Origin of the sequence: Methanobrevibacter thaueri, from assembly GCF_015062905.1 — an archaeon.
Lineage (GTDB): Archaea > Methanobacteriota > Methanobacteria > Methanobacteriales > Methanobacteriaceae > Methanocatella > Methanocatella thaueri_A.
Genome location: NZ_SUTK01000018.1, coordinates 1 through 18,720 on the forward strand (window position 1 = coordinate 1; position 18,720 = coordinate 18,720).

At 35.6% G+C, this 18,720-nt stretch carries 21 protein-coding genes; 7 read left to right on the forward strand and 14 right to left on the reverse strand.

What is annotated here, in order from left to right:
- Window positions 1-250: zinc ribbon domain-containing protein (locus E7Z79_RS05085; protein WP_303738892.1), on the forward strand; the 250-nt coding region annotated here is incomplete at its 5' end.
- A 370-nt stretch (window positions 251-620) separates the two neighbouring features.
- Here E7Z79_RS05085 and E7Z79_RS05090 read toward each other — a convergent pair.
- From E7Z79_RS05090 to feoB, 14 genes are all read right to left on the reverse strand, one after another.
- The gene (locus E7Z79_RS05090; protein ID WP_303738893.1) at window positions 621-1,853 is read right to left on the reverse strand and encodes an MFS transporter; all 1,233 of its coding nucleotides are present in this window, start codon (window positions 1,851-1,853) and stop codon (window positions 621-623) included.
- A 295-nt stretch (window positions 1,854-2,148) separates the two neighbouring features.
- Entirely contained in the window at window positions 2,149-2,952 is an 804-nt protein-coding gene (locus E7Z79_RS05095) for a hypothetical protein (protein WP_303738894.1), read from the reverse strand.
- A 22-nt stretch (window positions 2,953-2,974) separates the two neighbouring features.
- Window positions 2,975-3,154 (reverse strand): hypothetical protein, encoded by a 180-nt coding sequence (locus E7Z79_RS05100; protein WP_303738895.1) that lies wholly within the window; start codon window positions 3,152-3,154, stop codon window positions 2,975-2,977.
- 154 nt (window positions 3,155-3,308) lie between these two features.
- Window positions 3,309-3,698, reverse strand: a complete 390-nt coding sequence (locus E7Z79_RS05105) for a GtrA family protein (RefSeq protein WP_303738896.1) — start codon at window positions 3,696-3,698, stop codon at window positions 3,309-3,311.
- Window positions 3,699-4,628 (reverse strand): glycosyltransferase family 2 protein, encoded by a 930-nt coding sequence (locus E7Z79_RS05110; protein ID WP_303738897.1) that lies wholly within the window; start codon window positions 4,626-4,628, stop codon window positions 3,699-3,701.
- A 101-nt stretch (window positions 4,629-4,729) separates the two neighbouring features.
- Complete coding sequence (locus tag E7Z79_RS05115; RefSeq protein ID WP_303738898.1) at window positions 4,730-5,029, reverse strand: STAS domain-containing protein; 300 nt, start codon at window positions 5,027-5,029, stop codon at window positions 4,730-4,732.
- Window positions 5,030-5,160: 131 nt separating this feature from the next.
- Entirely contained in the window at window positions 5,161-6,594 is a 1,434-nt protein-coding gene (locus E7Z79_RS05120) for a TrkH family potassium uptake protein (protein ID WP_303738899.1), read from the reverse strand.
- Window positions 6,595-6,719: 125 nt separating this feature from the next.
- On the reverse strand, window positions 6,720-8,990 hold the full coding sequence (locus E7Z79_RS05125) for an ABC transporter permease (protein ID WP_303738900.1): 2,271 nt from the start codon (window positions 8,988-8,990) through the stop codon (window positions 6,720-6,722).
- 4 nt (window positions 8,991-8,994) lie between these two features.
- Window positions 8,995-9,699 carry an ABC transporter ATP-binding protein gene (locus E7Z79_RS05130; RefSeq protein WP_303738901.1) on the reverse strand — a complete coding sequence of 235 codons (705 nt, stop codon included), beginning with the start codon at window positions 9,697-9,699 and terminating at the stop codon, window positions 8,995-8,997.
- A gap of 89 nt (window positions 9,700-9,788) precedes the next feature.
- Window positions 9,789-11,936, reverse strand: coding sequence for a heavy metal translocating P-type ATPase (locus E7Z79_RS05135; RefSeq protein ID WP_303738902.1), 2,148 nt, complete (start codon window positions 11,934-11,936; stop codon window positions 9,789-9,791).
- 25 nt (window positions 11,937-11,961) lie between these two features.
- Entirely contained in the window at window positions 11,962-12,228 is a 267-nt protein-coding gene (locus E7Z79_RS05140; protein ID WP_303738903.1) for a DUF6110 family protein, read from the reverse strand.
- 15 nt (window positions 12,229-12,243) lie between these two features.
- Window positions 12,244-12,453 (reverse strand): hypothetical protein, encoded by a 210-nt coding sequence (locus tag E7Z79_RS05145; RefSeq protein WP_303738904.1) that lies wholly within the window; start codon window positions 12,451-12,453, stop codon window positions 12,244-12,246.
- 30 nt (window positions 12,454-12,483) lie between these two features.
- The gene (locus E7Z79_RS05150; protein WP_296784374.1) at window positions 12,484-12,714 is read right to left on the reverse strand and encodes a FeoA family protein; all 231 of its coding nucleotides are present in this window, start codon (window positions 12,712-12,714) and stop codon (window positions 12,484-12,486) included.
- 82 nt (window positions 12,715-12,796) lie between these two features.
- Window positions 12,797-14,815: a ferrous iron transport protein B gene (gene feoB / locus E7Z79_RS05155; RefSeq protein WP_303738905.1), complete on the reverse strand. Its 2,019-nt coding sequence runs from the start codon at window positions 14,813-14,815 to the stop codon at window positions 12,797-12,799.
- Between the two features lie 243 nt (window positions 14,816-15,058).
- Here feoB and E7Z79_RS05160 point away from each other — a divergent pair, with 243 nt between their 5' ends.
- From E7Z79_RS05160 to E7Z79_RS05185, 6 genes are all read left to right on the forward strand, one after another.
- The gene (locus E7Z79_RS05160) at window positions 15,059-16,066 is read left to right on the forward strand and encodes a tetratricopeptide repeat protein (protein WP_303738906.1); all 1,008 of its coding nucleotides are present in this window, start codon (window positions 15,059-15,061) and stop codon (window positions 16,064-16,066) included.
- A 276-nt stretch (window positions 16,067-16,342) separates the two neighbouring features.
- Complete coding sequence (locus E7Z79_RS05165; RefSeq protein ID WP_303738907.1) at window positions 16,343-16,540, forward strand: hypothetical protein; 198 nt, start codon at window positions 16,343-16,345, stop codon at window positions 16,538-16,540.
- Window positions 16,506-16,718, forward strand: a complete 213-nt coding sequence (locus E7Z79_RS05170; protein ID WP_303738908.1) for a hypothetical protein — start codon at window positions 16,506-16,508, stop codon at window positions 16,716-16,718. The genes E7Z79_RS05165 and E7Z79_RS05170 overlap by 35 nt, the downstream gene beginning before the upstream one ends.
- A 157-nt stretch (window positions 16,719-16,875) precedes the next feature.
- Window positions 16,876-17,289, forward strand: coding sequence for a type II secretion system F family protein (locus E7Z79_RS05175; RefSeq protein ID WP_303738909.1), 414 nt, complete (start codon window positions 16,876-16,878; stop codon window positions 17,287-17,289).
- A gap of 136 nt (window positions 17,290-17,425) precedes the next feature.
- Window positions 17,426-17,992, forward strand: a complete 567-nt coding sequence (locus tag E7Z79_RS05180) for a transglutaminase family protein (protein WP_303738910.1) — start codon at window positions 17,426-17,428, stop codon at window positions 17,990-17,992.
- Between the two features lie 157 nt (window positions 17,993-18,149).
- Window positions 18,150-18,629, forward strand: a complete 480-nt coding sequence (locus tag E7Z79_RS05185) for a hypothetical protein (protein WP_303738911.1) — start codon at window positions 18,150-18,152, stop codon at window positions 18,627-18,629.
- Window positions 18,630-18,720: the final 91 nt, after the last annotated feature.

Here is an 18,720-nt window from a genome sequence, read left to right on the forward strand (position 1 = left end):
ATTCATAAAAAGACTAAAAGACAAATTCCAACTCTACAAACCCGAAACAGACGGCGTACAATTCGTAAAACCACACAACACAAGCCGAACATGCCACCACTGCGGACACATAAACAAAGAGTTAAAAGTCAAAACACGCAACTGGAAATGTCAAAAATGCGGAAAGACACTTGATAGGGACACAAACGCAGCAATTAATATTCTAAACCGCTGGTTCAACGGGGATAGCCTGAAAAAATACTTAAATTAACCATTATTAAGTGAAAAAAATTCAGGAATCCCCACCCTCTTTTAGGGTGGGGTGGTTCAAATTAACTGTTAAATATTGGCAGTCATTTCCAACTCATTGCATCACGAGTATAATTGGAAAAAATAATATAATTCAATTCTTTGATGTATATTCCTATTTGGCAAAACTTCAAAATCAAATGATGCTTGCGTTAATGTTAATTTAGCTATGATTAGATTGACGTTTTGTGTCTAAACTTCATTTTTAATCAATGAGAAATTTCATAATTTTGCAATTAACTATTGGCCGATTTGTTTGTTTTTTTTTTAAAAAATAGTCGGATAAAAAAAATTAAAGGTAAGCAGATGATTTCTCATCTACTTTTTTGTCTTTAATCTAAGTCATTAATGACTGTTCCTTTGGTTTCAGGGAATGTCCAAATCCATATACCCACAAGCAAAGCAAATAATGCCGCAATGGCTATGCCGTAACTTAAATCAAAGTATGTTGCAACGGTGGTTATGATTACAGGAGTTATGAATTGTGCTCCACGTGCAAGGTTGAATACTGTTCCAACAGCGGTATTTCTGATTTTTGTTGGGAACAGTTCTGAGAATAATGCTCCGAATCCGCCAAAGAATCCTGTTCCAAAACCTGTCAGGAACATGAATACATATAGCAAATCAGGAATTTGGACAATTTGATTCCAGAAAATTGTTATCATGGATATTCCCATTGCCATTATGAAACTGTATATGGTAAATGCGGGACGTCTTCCGAGTTTTTCAGCTACAAAACCGAAAGTGGTATATCCTGTAAAATCACCACATTGAATTAGGATAACTCCAAATGTTGTGCTGAGCAATGCCAAACCTCTTTCCTGCTCAAGATAAGTTGGCAACCATGAATAGGTGTACCAATATGCGGACATTCCGAAAATGCATAATATCAATGATATCAGGAATATTTTTCTGTGTTCTGCTTTAATTAATTCACGAAACTCCTTCAGAATGTTCTTGTTAACGTATTTGTCCTTGTTTTGAAGCCAAACGTCGGATTCATTAAGATATCTCCTTATTATGATCACGGTAAAGGCAGGAATAATTGAAATTAGAAAAGTCATTCTCCAGCCGATGACCGGGGAGACTACTCCTCCAACTATTGAAGCTAAAATAACTCCAACCGGTGCACCGGATTGCATGAAAGCTCCAAATTTGGCTCTTAAGTTGTCGGGGAATGTTTCATTGATGTAAGTCTGGCCGGTAGCCCATTCTCCACCAACACCCAATCCTGTGATGAATCTGAATATTAGAAGTGAATAGAAGTCCCATGTAAATGCACACAATAGGGTTCCAATCGAATAAATAATGATCGTCCATTGCAGTACCTTTTTACGACCGTATTGATCTCCCAATGCTCCAAATATAATTCCACCAAAACCTGTGGCAAATAATGACAATCCTAAACATAAAGAAAGCATTTCAGCTGAAAAATGTAAGCTGGATTGAAGTTGTGTCACTAAAAAGGTAAATAGGACAAGGTCATAGAAATCAAAAACCCATCCCGCCCAGCTTAAAGCAAAAATTCGGTAATGATTTTTATTTAATTTTGTTTCCTCATTCATTAACATGATCTTAACAACCTATATATTGTTTTTATTTTCTGTAAAAAGTATCTGTTATATAAATTTAGGTGTTGTATAATATTTAACATTTTTCAAATAACTGAAAAATTATTCATTACTCTTTTTTGGGGGATGGTTGTAATTTTTGTCAACACTCAAGAATTTTTAAAATAAAATAGTGTGATTTCAGTATGAAAAGTCCAATATGCTTATGAAAATCACCTTTTTTCGGCATTTAAAAAATTAGGAAGTGTCTAGTTAAAATATGAAACATTCAACTAGACATTTTAGAAAGCTATCCTCCGCCAGGAATGGTATATTTATCATTCACGCCGTAAAATATTCCATCACCTTTTCTTTTTTCACTCACATTCAATAGTGCATTGTTGAAGATTATGTTCAGTAACTTATATCCGTCTTTGTCAATGAAATCGGTCAATTGGCTGTTGTTTTCTCTAATTTTCAATGCATCCTTTTCAATATCGAAGCATGAAGCATAGAGTATCTGTGCTGAATTTTCATCCACGGATTCCGGAGGGTATTTTTTGCACAAATCCTCGGATTTCAAATAATCCTGGAACTCTTTCCATTCATTTTTGAGTTCTTTTCCTTTTCCTGTCAATTTGCCGTTTTCCAGAATGTCCCTATAATTTTTACCGTCATATCCGTTTTCATTTCTAATCGCTTTGGCAAACTCCGCAAGGTCTTTTTCAAATTTGTTGGCAACTGAAGTGTTATTGCTTTGTTTTGCCATTGATTTCAGGTTGAACTTTTTGTTCTTGTTCATGTTTTTAAGCAGGTTAATTGCTGATGTTTCAGAGGTTTTCAATTCACCCTTATTTGCAATTCTGAGGGTTATCTTTTTCATGACTTCCATATCCTCGGAAGTTAATTTTTTACCCAGTTCATAGGAATCCTCCAAATCAATATCGCATTTGATTTGATTTTGATTAATCAAATCCAGTATTGTGAGAGATAATGTATTGGCGCCTATCTCATTGTTTTTTCCATATAATGCACGTATCATGGAATAGGAATCGTCGCTTGGAGGATTTCTTATTTCTTCGGTTGCGTGTTTTTTATTGTTAAGGCTTAACATCTTAAACACCTCTGGATAAAGTTCATTCGTTTTTTAAGGATTCCAGATAGGATTCATGAATTTCTTCAGCTAATTCATCGTTTCCTTCAATGATTGGACCGGTATAATCGCAGTCTCTGCAAACGCATTGTGACCAATTCTGAGGGATGATCCAGTCAACATTTCTAGAACCGCATCTTGGACAAATTTTATGCATTTTCATTTCAATACCTCAATTTTTCATTAATATACTATATTACAATTGTTTGTGGCAATATATAAAGTTTTTTTCATGTAAGCGGATACTTTCACTTAAAAAATTAAAAAATCAATGCAAATGCTTTCAAACATGTTTTTAAGATTGCAATGTCTAAAATTCAGTCTTTGAAAACTATAAGTTTTGAAAATATGTAATTCAGGACAATTACAATGATTTGGACAACGATTTTTGAGATTGTGTCTCCAATTGTCAATACATCAATGAAAAGATACATCAAGGCGGTATCGACCACTCCTGAAAATATTCTTCCTCCGAAAAACAGTGACATCTCCTTTAGGATGTCAGGACTTTTACTTTCAAATACCCAGATTCTATTGGTGATGTATGCAAAGAGCACGGAAAAGAACCAGGCGATAATGTTGGAGATGAGATAATTGACTCCCAATACATCTTCAAAAAAGAAATAAACGATAATGTTTACAAAGAAGGTAAAAGCTCCAAAAACAACATATAAAACAAGTTCTCTGTCTATTTTAATGTATTTCATTTAGTCATCACCGATATTTGATTCCTTAACTATATAAATCGGCCGATTTTTAGTCTCAACATATGTCTTTTCCAAATATTTGCTTAAAACTCCAATGCACAGTAACTGTATTCCTCCCAATAGGAGAATGGAACACATTATTGTGGCAAAACCCTGAACAGGGTCGGAATAAAGCAGGTATCTGATTATAATGACTATCATGTATAAAAATGCGACTATTGAAAAGACGGTGCCCAATAATATGGAAATTGACAGGGGCAGTGTTGTAAATGCTACAAGTCCCTCTATAGAATACTCAATCAATCCCCAGAATGACCAGGTGGTTTGGCCTGCGGCCCGTTCAATGTTTTCATAGGGAATCCATTTGGTATTGAAGCCAACCCAATCAAACAAACCTTTGGAAAAGCGGTTATATTCTTGCAATTGCAATACTGAGTCTGTAACCTGTCTTGTCATTACACGATAGTCTGTTGCACCTTCTACCAGGTCCATTTTGGTAATTCTATTAAATACTTTATAAAATTTATGCGAGAAAAATGATTTAATTTTCGGTTCGCCCTCTCTTGAGACTCTTCTTGCGGCGACAACGTCATAATCCTCATTTGTGATTGTGTCAATCATTTCCGGAAGTAAACTTGGAGGGTGTTGCAAATCAACATCCATGAGACAAATCAAATCTCCTGAAGCATTCTTTAATCCGGCATATATTGCGGATTCTTTACCGAAATTTCTTGAAAATGAGATGTACTTAACGTTTGAATTGGAATCGGCCAGTTCTTTAATTTTATTTAGAGTATCATCGCTAGATCCGTCATTAACATATATAATCTCATAATCATAATCATTCAGTGTTTTTTGAATTTCTTTTAGAAAGATTTCAACTGTCTCTTCCTCATTAAAACACGGAACCACAATACTTAACAAACCCATGATAGAATATTTATTGGAAATATTATAAATAATTTCCATTTGGCTATTAAAAATGCAAAATCAAAAAAAAAGAAAAATGAAAAATTAGCGTTTGAAATATGCTATTTTTCTATGTTCAATATTTTATCGAAACCTGACATTACCAGGATTTCCTCTATTGTCTCATTAATTTTAATGACAAATGGAATCCCTTCAGGTTTTAATTTTTTTTCAGTAGCAACCAGAACTCTTAAACCTGCACTTGAAATATATTTTAAATCGGTGAGATCGACAATTAATGAATTAAAATTGCCCATTTCATCCATAATTTCATTTTCAAAGTCAGGAGCAGTTACTGTATCAATCTTATCTTTGACGGTAATTGTCAATTCATTTTCATTATATTCTTTAATTAAATCCATGTCAATCCCAAATTTTTTTTATATAATTGTTATTTTTAAGTTTCGAATTTAAATATTTTTTTAATGGATATCAACTGTAAACTACTATTGGGATTAAGAAAAACAGGCTTTTTTGAATTTCATATTATCTATTATCTTTTAAAGACTTCAAGCAGTGCCCTTATGGTAATCAATACAGGATAGATTTCCAATCTTCCAGTCCACATATTAAATATGCCGATGATTTTTAAAGGCCATTCGATTGTTTGGGAAAGCTGTCCGATTTCTAGGCCGATATTACCTTGCATGGAAAATGTGAAAAACAATGAATTAAATGGGTCATGACCATATAAGCACAATAAAGACCATGAAATCAGAATGCATAAGAAATAAAGGGTTATATAGTTTCCACTTTGTTCCGCTAATTTGTCAGTAATCTTTTTATTGGAACGGTCTATTGGAACAACTGCGCCTCTTGGAGATATTATTTCGCGCAGATTTTTATAGATTCCTTTTGAAAATGTGATTACGCGCATTAATTTGATTGCACCTACTGTAGACCCGGTAGAACCTCCGATAAGCATCAGCATCATTATGATAAATATTGCGAATGGCGGCCATGCTCCCATTACAGTTGAATTCGGAATGCTTGCTCCGGTTGTTGTGATGGCGGAAACTACAGTAAACAACATGTCCATTGGAATGATGGTGGATGTGAAATAGATTAATAGAGTTGAAATAGCTATTAGCGAAAGCATTACTTTAAACTGCAAATCTTCAATCAATGATTTTCCTCTTGATTTAATAATGTTGAAATGAACCAAAAAGCTTGTAGCGCCCAGTATCATCAGGAGCATGGTAATGAAATAAATAATATAATCATTGTAATATCCTATGTTTGCATTTTTCACGCTCATTCCTCCTGTTGAGATAATGCAGAAGGTATTGCAGATTGAATCAAAAAGTGGCATTCCCGCAAGGGTGTATAGAACAATTCCAAGGCCGGTATAAATTAAATAGATTTTGAAGGTTTCTTTGAGTGTGGCTACTGTTGAAGGTCTGATTTGGTCTTCACGGGCTTCAGACCTATATAATTTATATGATGAGGATCCTGGCTGGGCCAGAAAGAACAGTATCAAAACAATAATTCCCAAACCGCCAATCCATTGTTGTAATGCCCTAAAAAACAGTATTCCATTAGGCAGGACTTCCACGTCAGCATATATTGTAATCCCACTTCCGGTCAAAGCGGACATGCTTTCAAAAACACTGTCCACTAGGCTTATGCCGGTTATCAGGTACAGTACCAAACCGCAGATAATGCTTGCCCACAGCCATGACAGGGCAGATATGATCATACCATGCTTTAGGCGCATATTGTTAACAGTGTATTTGTCCAGGACCTTTAAGGAAATTAGGCCGGTGATAATTGATATTAATCCCGGTATGAGATAGCCTGCTATATTAAACTCTAAATAAAATAAGTCGATAATAATTGGAATCAAACACACTACTCCAATCCCAATCATAAGCATGCCTGAATTTCTGGCTATAATTAACACATCATTTTTGTTAATGTATCTCATGGACAACCTACTATTATTAATCAAGTAACTATTTGAAAAATAAATATATAAGTTTAATGTAAGGGGAATTTGACAAAGCCGGTAAAAACTATATTTTTTCACTAGGAAAGTGAGAATAGCTTTAACTATTCTGCACTTTTAAGTGATTCAACCATATCCAATTTTTTAATTTTACGTGAAAACATCAGGTTAACAATAATCGATAATGAAAATGTTATTGCGGCAGTTATTATTAAATTTGTAAGGGTTATTGAAGGTAGAATATAAAATGAGTCTCCTGATGAATCCCACATGATTTTTAATATGTAATACCCAACTGGAATTCCCAATATATATCCGATAGTTGTAAACCATAGGTTTTGTGTTAAAAGCAACTTCCTCAAGGCTTTTGTTTTAAAGCCCAAAACCTTAAGAGTAGCTATTTCACGTTCGATTTCTGTAAATGACAGAAGTCCCAGATTATACAGCACCACAACGGCAAGAAGTGATGCGAAAAATATCAGGATGTATATCAAAAGCCACATAGCCTCTGTCAGCTCGTCCCAGCTTGAGGTCATGTCCTTTATTGAGCTGGTTGTCTTGATTGCGGTATAGTTCTTATCGACATGCTTGGCTGTTACGATGCTTGTTGTTGTGTAGTTCAAGTCCAAATCCTCTAATTTGTCGGCAGACATTATGAACCCTTGTGAAGTCGGATCTGAATGAATTTTATCAATTTTGGTTTTAATCCATTTGTTGGAACCCATAACGTGCCATTTTACGGTATCGCCAACATCAACTCCCAGCATGTCAGCCATTTTTTGTGAAATTGAAACCTCATCGTCTTCAATTTTGATTTTATTCCAATCATAATCGGTTGGAGTAATCAAGTCTGTATGGTTTAGAACCAATAGTGAACCTGACTTTTTACTTGTATCCGATTCGATTTCAATGGCGGATTCCATTATTTTATCACCATTGACCTCATCTGCCACGTCATCGATTTGTGAAATGCTTGCCTCATCATCAATAACCAGTTTTGAATCATAATGGTTTATCTGATTGAATTCCCATTCCTTCAAATCATTCATTCCGTCATACATTCCGAATGCAGATACTAAAAGTGCGGTGCAGCCTATCACTCCAATAATTGTCATAAGTGCTCTGATCTTATTTCTTTTTGCATCACGATAATTCCAACGTGTATTGAATGATAGATGCTTGAAAAATCCTAATTTTTCGATTATGCCTGATGATGACACTTTAGGAGCCTTTGGCCTTATGGTGTCTGCAGGTTTTTCATTAAAAATGCTTTTGACAGCATAGTATGAAACCAGGACGGACATTAAAATCATTGCAATTGCAACATAGACAAAGTTCATGCTCCATGCAGGATTCCATGACGGCAATATGTAAGTGGAGATCATTGACGGATAGAACAGCTTAGGCAATGTCATCGGACCAATTACCAATCCTAGGATTGAACCGATTAAAACCAGCCAGAAACCATATGAAATATAATGAATGATTATGGTCTTGTCCTTAAATCCGCATGCCTTTAAAATTCCAATTTGAGTTCTCTGATGTGTAATTATCCTTGTCATTGTTGTTAACAGAATCAGCATTGCAATCAATATGAACACGACTGGGAAAATTCCCGCCATCATTTGGTGCTGGTCCATTTCCTCTGAAAATTGGGATACGCTACTGTGCTCTGACTTTTCCACAAAAGAACTGTAATAGCCGTCCATATGATAGGACAATATGTCATTGTAGTTTTCGGCTGTTCCGTCAAACTTAACATCCAAAACATTGTATGGAACGGTATCTTCCGGAAATGCCTTATGGGACATATAAGCAAAGCCCAATTTCGAAAAATCAGGGATTACTGATGATTGTGAAGCATGATATACGTATTCAGGTGAATATCCGATTCCCTTTATCTCCTTTTCAAGGGTGTAGTTTTCAAATTTGAATGTTATTTTGTCGCCCACCTTCAGGCCCTTTGCATCTGCAAAGCTTTTGTCCAGCCATACGCTGTCCTTGTCATTGATGTCTAGCGGTTCACCTTCAATCAGATAGAATTTGGATATTGTGTTGTTCTCTACAAAATGCAGCGTAATTTCGGGGTCATTTGAAAAGTTTGCAACGGAATCCACGACCAGTTGCCTTTCCATTTGAGTGGTTGCACCCAAACAGTTTACCTGGTCTAAAAATAACTCGTTAATGTAATTTGAATAGATCCAACCGTCAGCCAGATTGGTGTCATCGTAGAACTTATCAACATTGACTTCAAGACCGACTGATTCGCCTCCGACACCTGCAAAGACAAAAACGCCTAAAAATGCCATTAAAAAAATTGACAGAAATTGGGTTTTATGCTTTCGAATGTCTCTTATCATCTTTTTTTTAAGCATATGCTCACCATTCCAAATCTGTGACCTTTTTTGGATTTTCATTAACTGTGATACTTTCAATTTGACCATTTTTAATTCTAATAACTTTATTGGCTGCTTCGGCCAATATTGCATTGTGTGTAACAATAATGACGGTAGTTCCTTTGCTGTTGCTCATGTCCTGAAGCAAATTCAGAATCAGAACACCTGTTTTTGAGTCAAGCGCTCCTGTTGGTTCATCACATAAAAGCATTGTAGGCTGTTTGGCCACTGCTCTTGCAATCGATACTCTTTGCTGTTCTCCTCCGGATAATTGTGCAGGAAACTGGTCTGCATGGTCTTTAAGCCCAACTGAGTCCAAAACATTAAGTCCATTTATGTCAACGTCCACAATGTCTTTCATCAGTTCAACGTTTTCAAGAGCTGTCAGGTTTGGAATCAGGTTATAAAACTGGAAAATGAATCCCACGTTATTTGCCCTGTATTGGGTAAGTTCATTATCATCAAATTCCTCCACAGGTTCGCCATTGACAACAATATGGCCTGAAGTAACTGTATCAAGGCCTCCCAGAAGGTTTAAAAGTGTTGATTTGCCTGCACCGGATGGTCCTAAAATCACTACGAATTCACCCTCATCAATTGTGAAGTTGACGTTATCCATGGCTTTTAAAATGTGGTCTCCAGATTTATAAATCTTATCAACATTTTTGAATTCAATAATTGTACTCATTAACAATGCCTTCTTAATAATTAATTCATGTATAATTTGCTAAAATAATCATATCCTAACGGATATTTAATTTAAAAAAAAGAAAAGGATTAAGAAATATCGGCCACTTCAATGGCCTCCACTTCTATACCCTTTGAATAGTCTTCATCTTTTAAAACGGACCTGGTGCTCATCACTCCGAACAACATCGTAGACAGATTGTGTATCATGGATGATGTTGATGGAGGAATCACTCCTAAAACTCCTAAAACAAGGAGACTGCCGTTTACTGCAACAATGTTGCGGTAATTGTTGTTGATTTTATCCAACATTCCCACACTTAATTTTCTAAGTGTCACAAGGTCATACAAATCATCTGAGAGCAGTGATATGTCTGCAACCTCTCTGGCAATATCGGATGAATGCTTCATTGAAACGGACACGTCTGCAGCTGCAAGGGCTGGTGAATCGTTAATTCCGTCTCCAACCATTATCACTGTTTTTCCGTCCTGTTTTAATTCTTCAACGATTCTTGATTTGTCTTCAGGAAGCACTTGTGATTTGTAATCGGTAATGCCCAATGCTTTGGCGCTGGCTTTTGCACCGCTTTCACTGTCTCCAGTAAGCATTATGACATTTTCAATGCCTAAATCCTTAAGTTCTTCAATGACATATTTTGCTTCATCACGTACCGGATCGTCAATGCAAATCAAGCCTTCAAGCTTTCCATCAATGGCTAGATAAACCACAGAATGCTCTGCAGCTTCTTTATCCATCTTTTTCTCTTGGGTCTTGGTTGCTTTTACCTTTTCATCATCAAATAGGAAGTGTTTTGATCCGATAACTACACGTTTTCCATCATATTCCGTTACAATACCATGCGCTACAATGTATTCTACTTCACTGTGGTCCTCTTCATGCTTCAGGCCTTCTTCTTTGGCCTGTTTTACGATGGCTGTGGCAATGCTGTGGGCGAAATGTTCCTCAATGCATGCTGCCATCCTTAGGATTTCGTCACGGTTGTATCGTTTGGACATAGGAACCACTTCAACCACTTTTGGAGTTGCGTTTGTCAGGGTTCCTGTCTTGTCGAATATGATTGTGTCCGCATTTGCATAGTTTTCCAGGAACTTTCCACCTTTTATCATCATTCTGTTGTCTGATGCTTCACGCATTGCAGATATGATTGACAATGGTGTTGTAAGCTTGATGGCACATGAAAAGTCAACCATCAATACGGATAATGCTTTTGATGAATTACCTGTAATCAGATAGGTCAGTGCGGTTGCAATGAAGCTGTATGGCACGATTGAATCGGCGAGCTTTTCAGCCTTGCTTTGTGTATCTGCTTTAAGCTCTTCGGAATTCTCAATCAGGTCAATAATCTTGTTCAATCTTGTCTCTTTATTCATTGAATAAACTTCGACAATCAGATTTCCTTCCTCTATAACGGTTCCTGCATGTACGGTTTTTCCAGGTCTTTTATGAACGGCCAATGGTTCTCCAGTCATTGAAGCTTCATTAACCATTCCTTCTCCTTCGATTACTTTTCCATCAACGGGTATCACATCGCCCATATGGACTTTGATTTTATCGCCCTTGTCAATATCAACGGCTGGGCACTGTTTTTCTTCACCGTCTTCTCCTACTACCCATACAGTATCAATGTTTAAAGCCAAACTGTCCTTAAGTGTGCTTTTGGCTTTCTGCAATGTGTAGTCTTCAAGTGCGTCGGAGATTGACAATAAGAACATCATTGAACTAGCGGGCTTATACTGTTTTTGAAGCAGCGCGCCGGTTACTGCTGTACCATCCAGCAGTGCAACATCAACCCTAAAGCTGGTCAGGCTGTCTAAACCTTTCCAAATGTATTCTGCTGCATTAAAAATTGTTAATGCATTTCTTACTGGTATCGGTAAAAATATTCTATAAACGAATCTATGTAAAATCATTTTTGATAATTTTAAATAGAAGTCGTCAGTGATTTCTCTTGAACTTTGAGCCTGAGTAGGTTCTGCTTCAAAGAGATCATCTAATGTGATGCCGTCTAAAATGTTGAAAATCTTTTGTTTGCTTTCAACATCTCCATCATGATATATTAAGATACTTCCGTTTCTATGGGAAGTTAATACCTCATGGATAAAACTCTGATTTAAAAGTAATGAAGCAAGACCATAGCCTTCCCTTTTGGTGAAGGCCCATTGGCCTGAACGAACTCGTAGACGAGGTCCGTTATCATACATTACTTGATATTTCATTTTTTTATACCTTGAAAAAATAAGTCTATTCTTTTGATTCTACGAAAATTTCTTTTTTGTCTTCTTTGTGTGCATCAACTACAATGTCTTCTGCATTTTCTCTCATGTCCTGAAAACACTCTTCAGCATCTTTTTTAGCGGACATTACTGATGCCATTCCTCTGGTTGCTGCATCTTTCACGGTTTTGGATTCCAATGCTTTTTTACCAATAATTGCAGTTGCAACTCCTGCTGCGAAAATCAATGCATGTTTATGTTCGTAACATTTATCAAAAAATTCTCCACGTTTCATTTTAATAACCTCTCTTTATAAATAATTTGTATCTTTTTTTCTTATTTTAAGTCTATTTTTGATTTTGTTTATAAATTCAAATTCCTCTTCGAGTTCTGGATGATTGCCAAATCCACAGTTGGGACAATGAACCTGATTGCAGTGGCCATGTTTTCCGCAGCCAACACAACCCCTGTTTTTCAAGTCTTTTTCATCAAATTCAAAGCCACACATACGGCATTTCATAGTAAACACTCATTAAATAAAAAATTGAATTTATTCTACTTCGATGTTTTCAGCCTCTTCTTTTCTAAGGCAAACATCATATCCTTTTACACTCATTTCAATTGGATCTCCTAAGGTGGCAACCTTTTTAACGGTAATTTCTGCGCCTTTAACAAAACCCATACCTAATAAGTGTCTTCTTAAACCTATGTCTCCAGTATCATGGTATTTTACCAGTTTTACTGTTTCGCCAGGTTTTACTTCTTTTAAAGTTCTTGTCATTTTTAATCACCTTCCAATAAAATTAAGAATGACAATTAGAAAAATCTAATCGTCATTTTGGACTTTTAAATCCTTTAATTCACTATCCGAATCCTGCAAGTAAACCAATATTGTAAATCAGGAATGAAACGATATAAGCAGTTACCAATGTGATACCACACATGGTCAATGCCCATTTGTAACTGTTGGTTTCCTGTTTGATTGCACCAATTGCTGCGAAACATGGAGTGTAGAGCAATGTGAATGCCATGAATGAAAATGCTGATAATGGAGTGAATGTGTCGTGTACCAATTTGGTAATTCCTTCCTCGTCATCTTCTTCCATACCGGCTAATGTACCGAATGTTGCTACTACTACTTCTTTAGCAGCTAATCCTGCAATGATTGCTACAGCTGCTTGCCATGTTCCAAATCCTAATGGAGCAAAGATTGGAGCAATGACTGAACCGATCATACCTAATACGCTGTTGGCTGATCCGTATTCCACTCCTAATGGGAATATGCTTAAAGCCCATAAGACAATTGAACATGCAAGAATGATAGTACCTGCTTTTCTTAAGAATCCTTTTACTTTTTCCCAAGTGTGTAATAAAACACCTTTTATTGATGGAATTTTATATGTCGGCAATTCCATTACGAATGGTGTGGATAATCCTTTAAACATGGTTCTTTTAAGGATAGCTGCAACAATAAGTGCCACAACAATTCCTAATACATAAATCGCAAGCAGCATTGTTCCTTCGTTGTTGGAAAAGAATGCTGCAATAAAAATAGCATAAATCGGCAGTCTTGCAGTACAGGACATGAATGGAACGAGCATCATTGCAAGCATACGGTCTCCTTCGTTTTCCATGGTTCTTGTTGCCATGATTGCAGGTACGCCACAACCGAATCCTAAAATCATAGGGATGAATGCCTTACCGTGAAGTCCAACAATTTTGTGCATCAGTTTGTCTAAGGTAAATGCTGCCCTTGCAAGATATCCGCAGTCTTCCAATATGCTTAAGAATAAAAACATCAGAATAATGATAGGCAAGAAAGTGAGAACTCCACCTACTCCTCCGATGATACCGTCACAGATGAATGATGCTAGATATTCGTTTGCAATATATCCTGCAACAAATTCTGCTAAAGATCCAAATGCTTCGTCAATCATGTCCTGGAAAGGAGCTCCGATTGTGAATGTCAGTTGGAACATTACCCACATTATGATTAAGAATATGAATGGGGCTAATAATCTGTTGGTGACAATCTTATCGATTTTATCTGTTGTGGTTTCCTTTTCAACGGTTGGCTTTTTAACTGCTTCGGCCATTAAACCGTCGATAAATGCATATCTTGCATTTGCAATAACTTCTTCCGGACCTTCTTTATAAACATCATGTAAATGTTTGCTTACCTTATCAACTTCAACTAAAATTTGGGATCCATAACTGGATTGTTGAACTTTTTCTATTACGATTGTGTCCCTTTCCAATAATTTGATTGCGGTCCAGACTGAAGGGACATCCATTAAATTCTTGTCTTTCTCAATGATTTCTTGAATTTGAGACAAATGTCCTTTTATATCATTTCCGTATGATAATTTTTGACTGGTGTCCAGTGGATTTTTAGATTGCTTTTCCACAGTTGACAATAGCTTTTCAAATCCGTCACCGGTTTTAGCATTGATTTCAATTACCGGAAAACCAAGAAGTTCACTCATCAAATCAATGTTAATGATGTGATCCTTTTTCTTTGCAAAATCGTTCATGTTAAGTCCCATTACTAAATTGGCACCTAATTCCATCATTTGCACTGTTAAGTATAAATTACGTTCCAGATTAGCGGCGTCCACTATGTTGACAATCACATCTGAGTCATCATCTACAATGAAATCCCTTGACACGATTTCTTCCATGGAATGAGCACTCAATGCATAATTACCTGGTAAATCGATGACATCGTAGTCGTAGCTTCCATGTGTGAAATGGCCTTCAGCTCTTTCAACTGTTTTTCCAGGCCAGTTACCGACATGTTGTCGCATACCAGTTAATTGATTGAAGACAGTGGTTTTCCCTACATTTGGGTTACCGGCTAATCCTACAATTAGTTCTGTCATTAACCATTCTCCCGTTTTTTATTAACTTTAAGGAATAATGCCTGTAATGGCATCACTCCTCACTAAAAAAATTTCTTAGTTTAAGTTTTCATAACCCAAAAAAAGTTTTAGGTTAACCTAAACATATATATCAATTGATTTTTATAGTATTTAAAGTTTAGGTATACCAAAACATTTATATTAAACGTAAATTTAGATATTATATAAAAAAGAAAATACTTTTAATTTTTTAAGGAAGATACGATGAGCAAGTCTATTGAAGCAGCAAAACAATATATTTCTGAGAACAATTATGAGGAAGCTCTTAAATTGGCCAGGAAAAGGCACGGAAAAGATGAAGTTGAGGATTATCTTGCAATTTTAGATTTATTGATTGATGCGGATTATTTGCCTGCAATTGAAGAGAAGGGAATCTATTACCAGTATTATGACGAATCCCATGACAACGGCGATTACGGCGAAAGGTACTTTGATCAATATCTGCAAAAGCAGCCTAAATCCATAAACCTGCTTTGTGACAAGTCACTGTCCCAATTCAACAAGGGAAACGTTGAGGAATCATTGAAATATATGGATGAGGCTCTCGACAAATACGATTCATACTCCTCCATTGAAAAGCCCCGCATAAGCAAAAAGGAAGTCTTGATGAGTAAAATCAAATTGCTTATTCAAGCCAAAAGGTATGATGATGCATTGAATCATATTAATAAATATGGAGACAAATACGGATGGGACAATGAATCTGACCTGTATAAAGGTCAAATGCTTCAAAAGACTGGAAAAAATAAAGAAGCATTGACATATCTGGACAAATCCCTTCAAAATGAGGATACAATAATCGGATTCAATGCAAAGGCGGATGCATTGTATGAGCTTGGAGAGTATAAGGAAGCCCTGAAAAACTACAAGTACTGCATCGGCTATGAAAGTAAGGTTGTGGACGACTTGGAACTCGTTACCAATTTCAATTATAAGGCTGCATTCTGCTGTGTGAATATGGGCGATGATGCGGAAGCAGTAAAACATTTAAATAAAATAATAAACATGTTGAATGAACACGGAAGGCTTCCAAAGGACCTTGAAGCAATCTATCAGAAATGTTCCTTCGAGAAGGAAAGGATAATTAAAAAGGGTGAAGTCAAGGATGAGGAGTTTAGAAAAACCAGATTCTTTTCCGCAAGAACTTCTCTCATCATATTGGCCGTAATATTAGTTATATATGTGATTCTCCGATATCTGGGATATCACTGATATCCGTCATTTTAATCTATTTTTTTTAAACATTATTTTAATTATACATCTATTTTTTTAATTCTTAATTTTCATTGATTCTTCCAGCATTTCTATCGGCTTGGAGTACTTTGCATTTTCATAATTTGCATGATGTTTAATATTTTTTACATTACTAAAAACTATTATATACATATTTAAACATAAATTATGTCAATTAGTTCAACTATGGAAGAATATTTTAAATGAAGTTCAAAAAGAGTTTACTAATTACATCTGGTCATTTGCCTGTTTGCGATGGCAAGCGTAAGTGCAAGTGACACGGACAATACGACAATGTCCCTTGAAGATAAGGGAGAAATTGAATTATCACATGAAAGTGATATGGAAAGTGTGGATAATAATTTAAAGACAAGTGAAGAACAAGAAATCCAAAAAAGTTACAAAAGTAAAAGTTTCCTTGAAGAAAGTCAACGGCAAATACCTCAAAGGTAAAGTCCTCAAGATTAAATTCAACAAGAAAACTTATAAAGTAAAAACCAACAAAAAAGGAGTGGCAACATGGAAAGTTAAAAAATCCATGCTCAAAAAGCTCAAAGTTGGCAAAAAATACAAATACAAAGTAACCTACGGAAAAGACATTGTAACCAAAAAACTAACCATTAAAAAATAGAGATTACTAATCTCTATTTGCCTTTTTCTTTTTTCAACCAATTGCATTGATTCATTTTTTCTAAAATGCAGATTTTAGATAAATCTTGTTTTTACCTTGTAAAATTGCTTTGGAATGCAACAAAGCTTTTATATGATTTAAAATCTAATTTTATTTTATGAAATTTAAAATAGTAAATGATTTGGCATCAGTTATTGACAATATTGTTCCTGAAAAGCAATTATCTAAATTGCAGGAATTTTTACTGAGCGGAGCCATTTTTACAGATGCAAGTAAAGTTTTAGCCATGCTTATAATTTTCATTTCAGTAAGTGAAATTGCATTAATGTTAACAGTATCAATGTTAAGCTTCCCCATTTCCCTAATGATTCTGCCGTTATTCGTAATTCCGGGGATTTTCACGTATGTTGTAATCCAGCAGGAAAGACGGGCACAGGAAATCGAAAAGACTGCACCTGACTTTTTAAGGCAGCTTTCAAGCATGCTTCAGGTCGGTTTAAGTTTCGAAAATGCAATGGAGGACATGTCACAGTATGGCGAAGGGCCACTCTATGACGAAATGATACTATAGTTCTTCCCATTTTAATTTTTTTATATTTTTATAATAAGAAATTCAATAAAAATTATAAATTAGTGCCAACAGACATACCAACAAGATTAATACAGGAGGGTTTTATAAATTCCCATATAGGTTTTAGGTGATGTTTGTGGACAGGTATTTAACTGAAACACCAAGTATTGATTATATGAATTCTCATATCCAAGAGAAGGTCTGTGAATTAAAAAATCAATCGGCTGATGACGCTGATTATATAAAAAGATGCTATTTCTTTGTTAGAGATGAAATTCCCCACTCATGGGATATTGGGGTAAGTACTGTTTCTAGAACTGCCAGTGATACATTGATGAATAAAACTGGAATATGCTGGGCAAAATCATGTCTTCTTGCAGCGCTTCTAAGGGCAAACGGAATTCCGTCAGGAATCAGCTATCAGCTTCTGACAATAGCAGAGGATGACAGTCAGGGCCACATTGTTCATGCTTTAAATACAGTCTTCAATGGAGAAAAATGGATCAGGCTTGATGCTCGGGGAAATACTGGGGAGGACGATGCGGAATTTAGTTTGGATAAAGACCAGTTGGCTTTTCAAGTTCGGGAGGAATTCGGCGAAATTGATTACAGGGACAATAATGATGATTTGGATGAAAGGCTGGTGAACGCACTGGCGCAAACTGAGAATTTGTTTGAGATTAACATAGACTTTGACTTTTAAGTTTGGGCGAAGTAAAAATAAATGATTCGTGAAATGCAAAGCAGTGACTGGAAGAGGGTTTCGCGAATATTCTAAAATTAATTGAAAATAGATAATTTTAATAATGCTTTAGGATAGAGACATTATTAATTAAATCTTGGGAGATAGGTGATAAAAAATGGTTTCTAAAAAATTAATTTTAGTACTGGCATTGGCTTGCTTAGCTATCTTCTCCATAGTTTCAGTTAGTGCAGGGGACTTTTTAAATGATGAAACTACCATTGCGGGGCATGATTTTAATATACCTGATGGATATAAGAAAAATGAATCATTTATATCAGAAAATGAAACTACTAGCTCAAACGGAGCTATTTTTTATACTAGTGCAGAGAGTTATTATAAAGGTGAAGATGATATAGTATATATTCAAGTGTCAGATTACAGCTATCCGGGTTATGAAACTAATTTGACTGATGCCCATGTTCAAAAGTCCGGATTGGGAGAAAAAGAATTTATTAATGGTCATGAAGGTTTAATTGCAGAAAAGAAATTTGATGATTTAAATGTTCATGCATTTTTTTATGCCGAAGATGGTGATCTGGTATGTGTAATGACTACAGATGATAGTTTATTTGAACAGATAATTCCCGAAGAATAATCGTTTAGTTAATTAATCTATATTTTTTCTATTTTTTATTTTTAATTTATTCTCTTAGTTTGAATTGAATGTTTATGTTGAAATATTCATT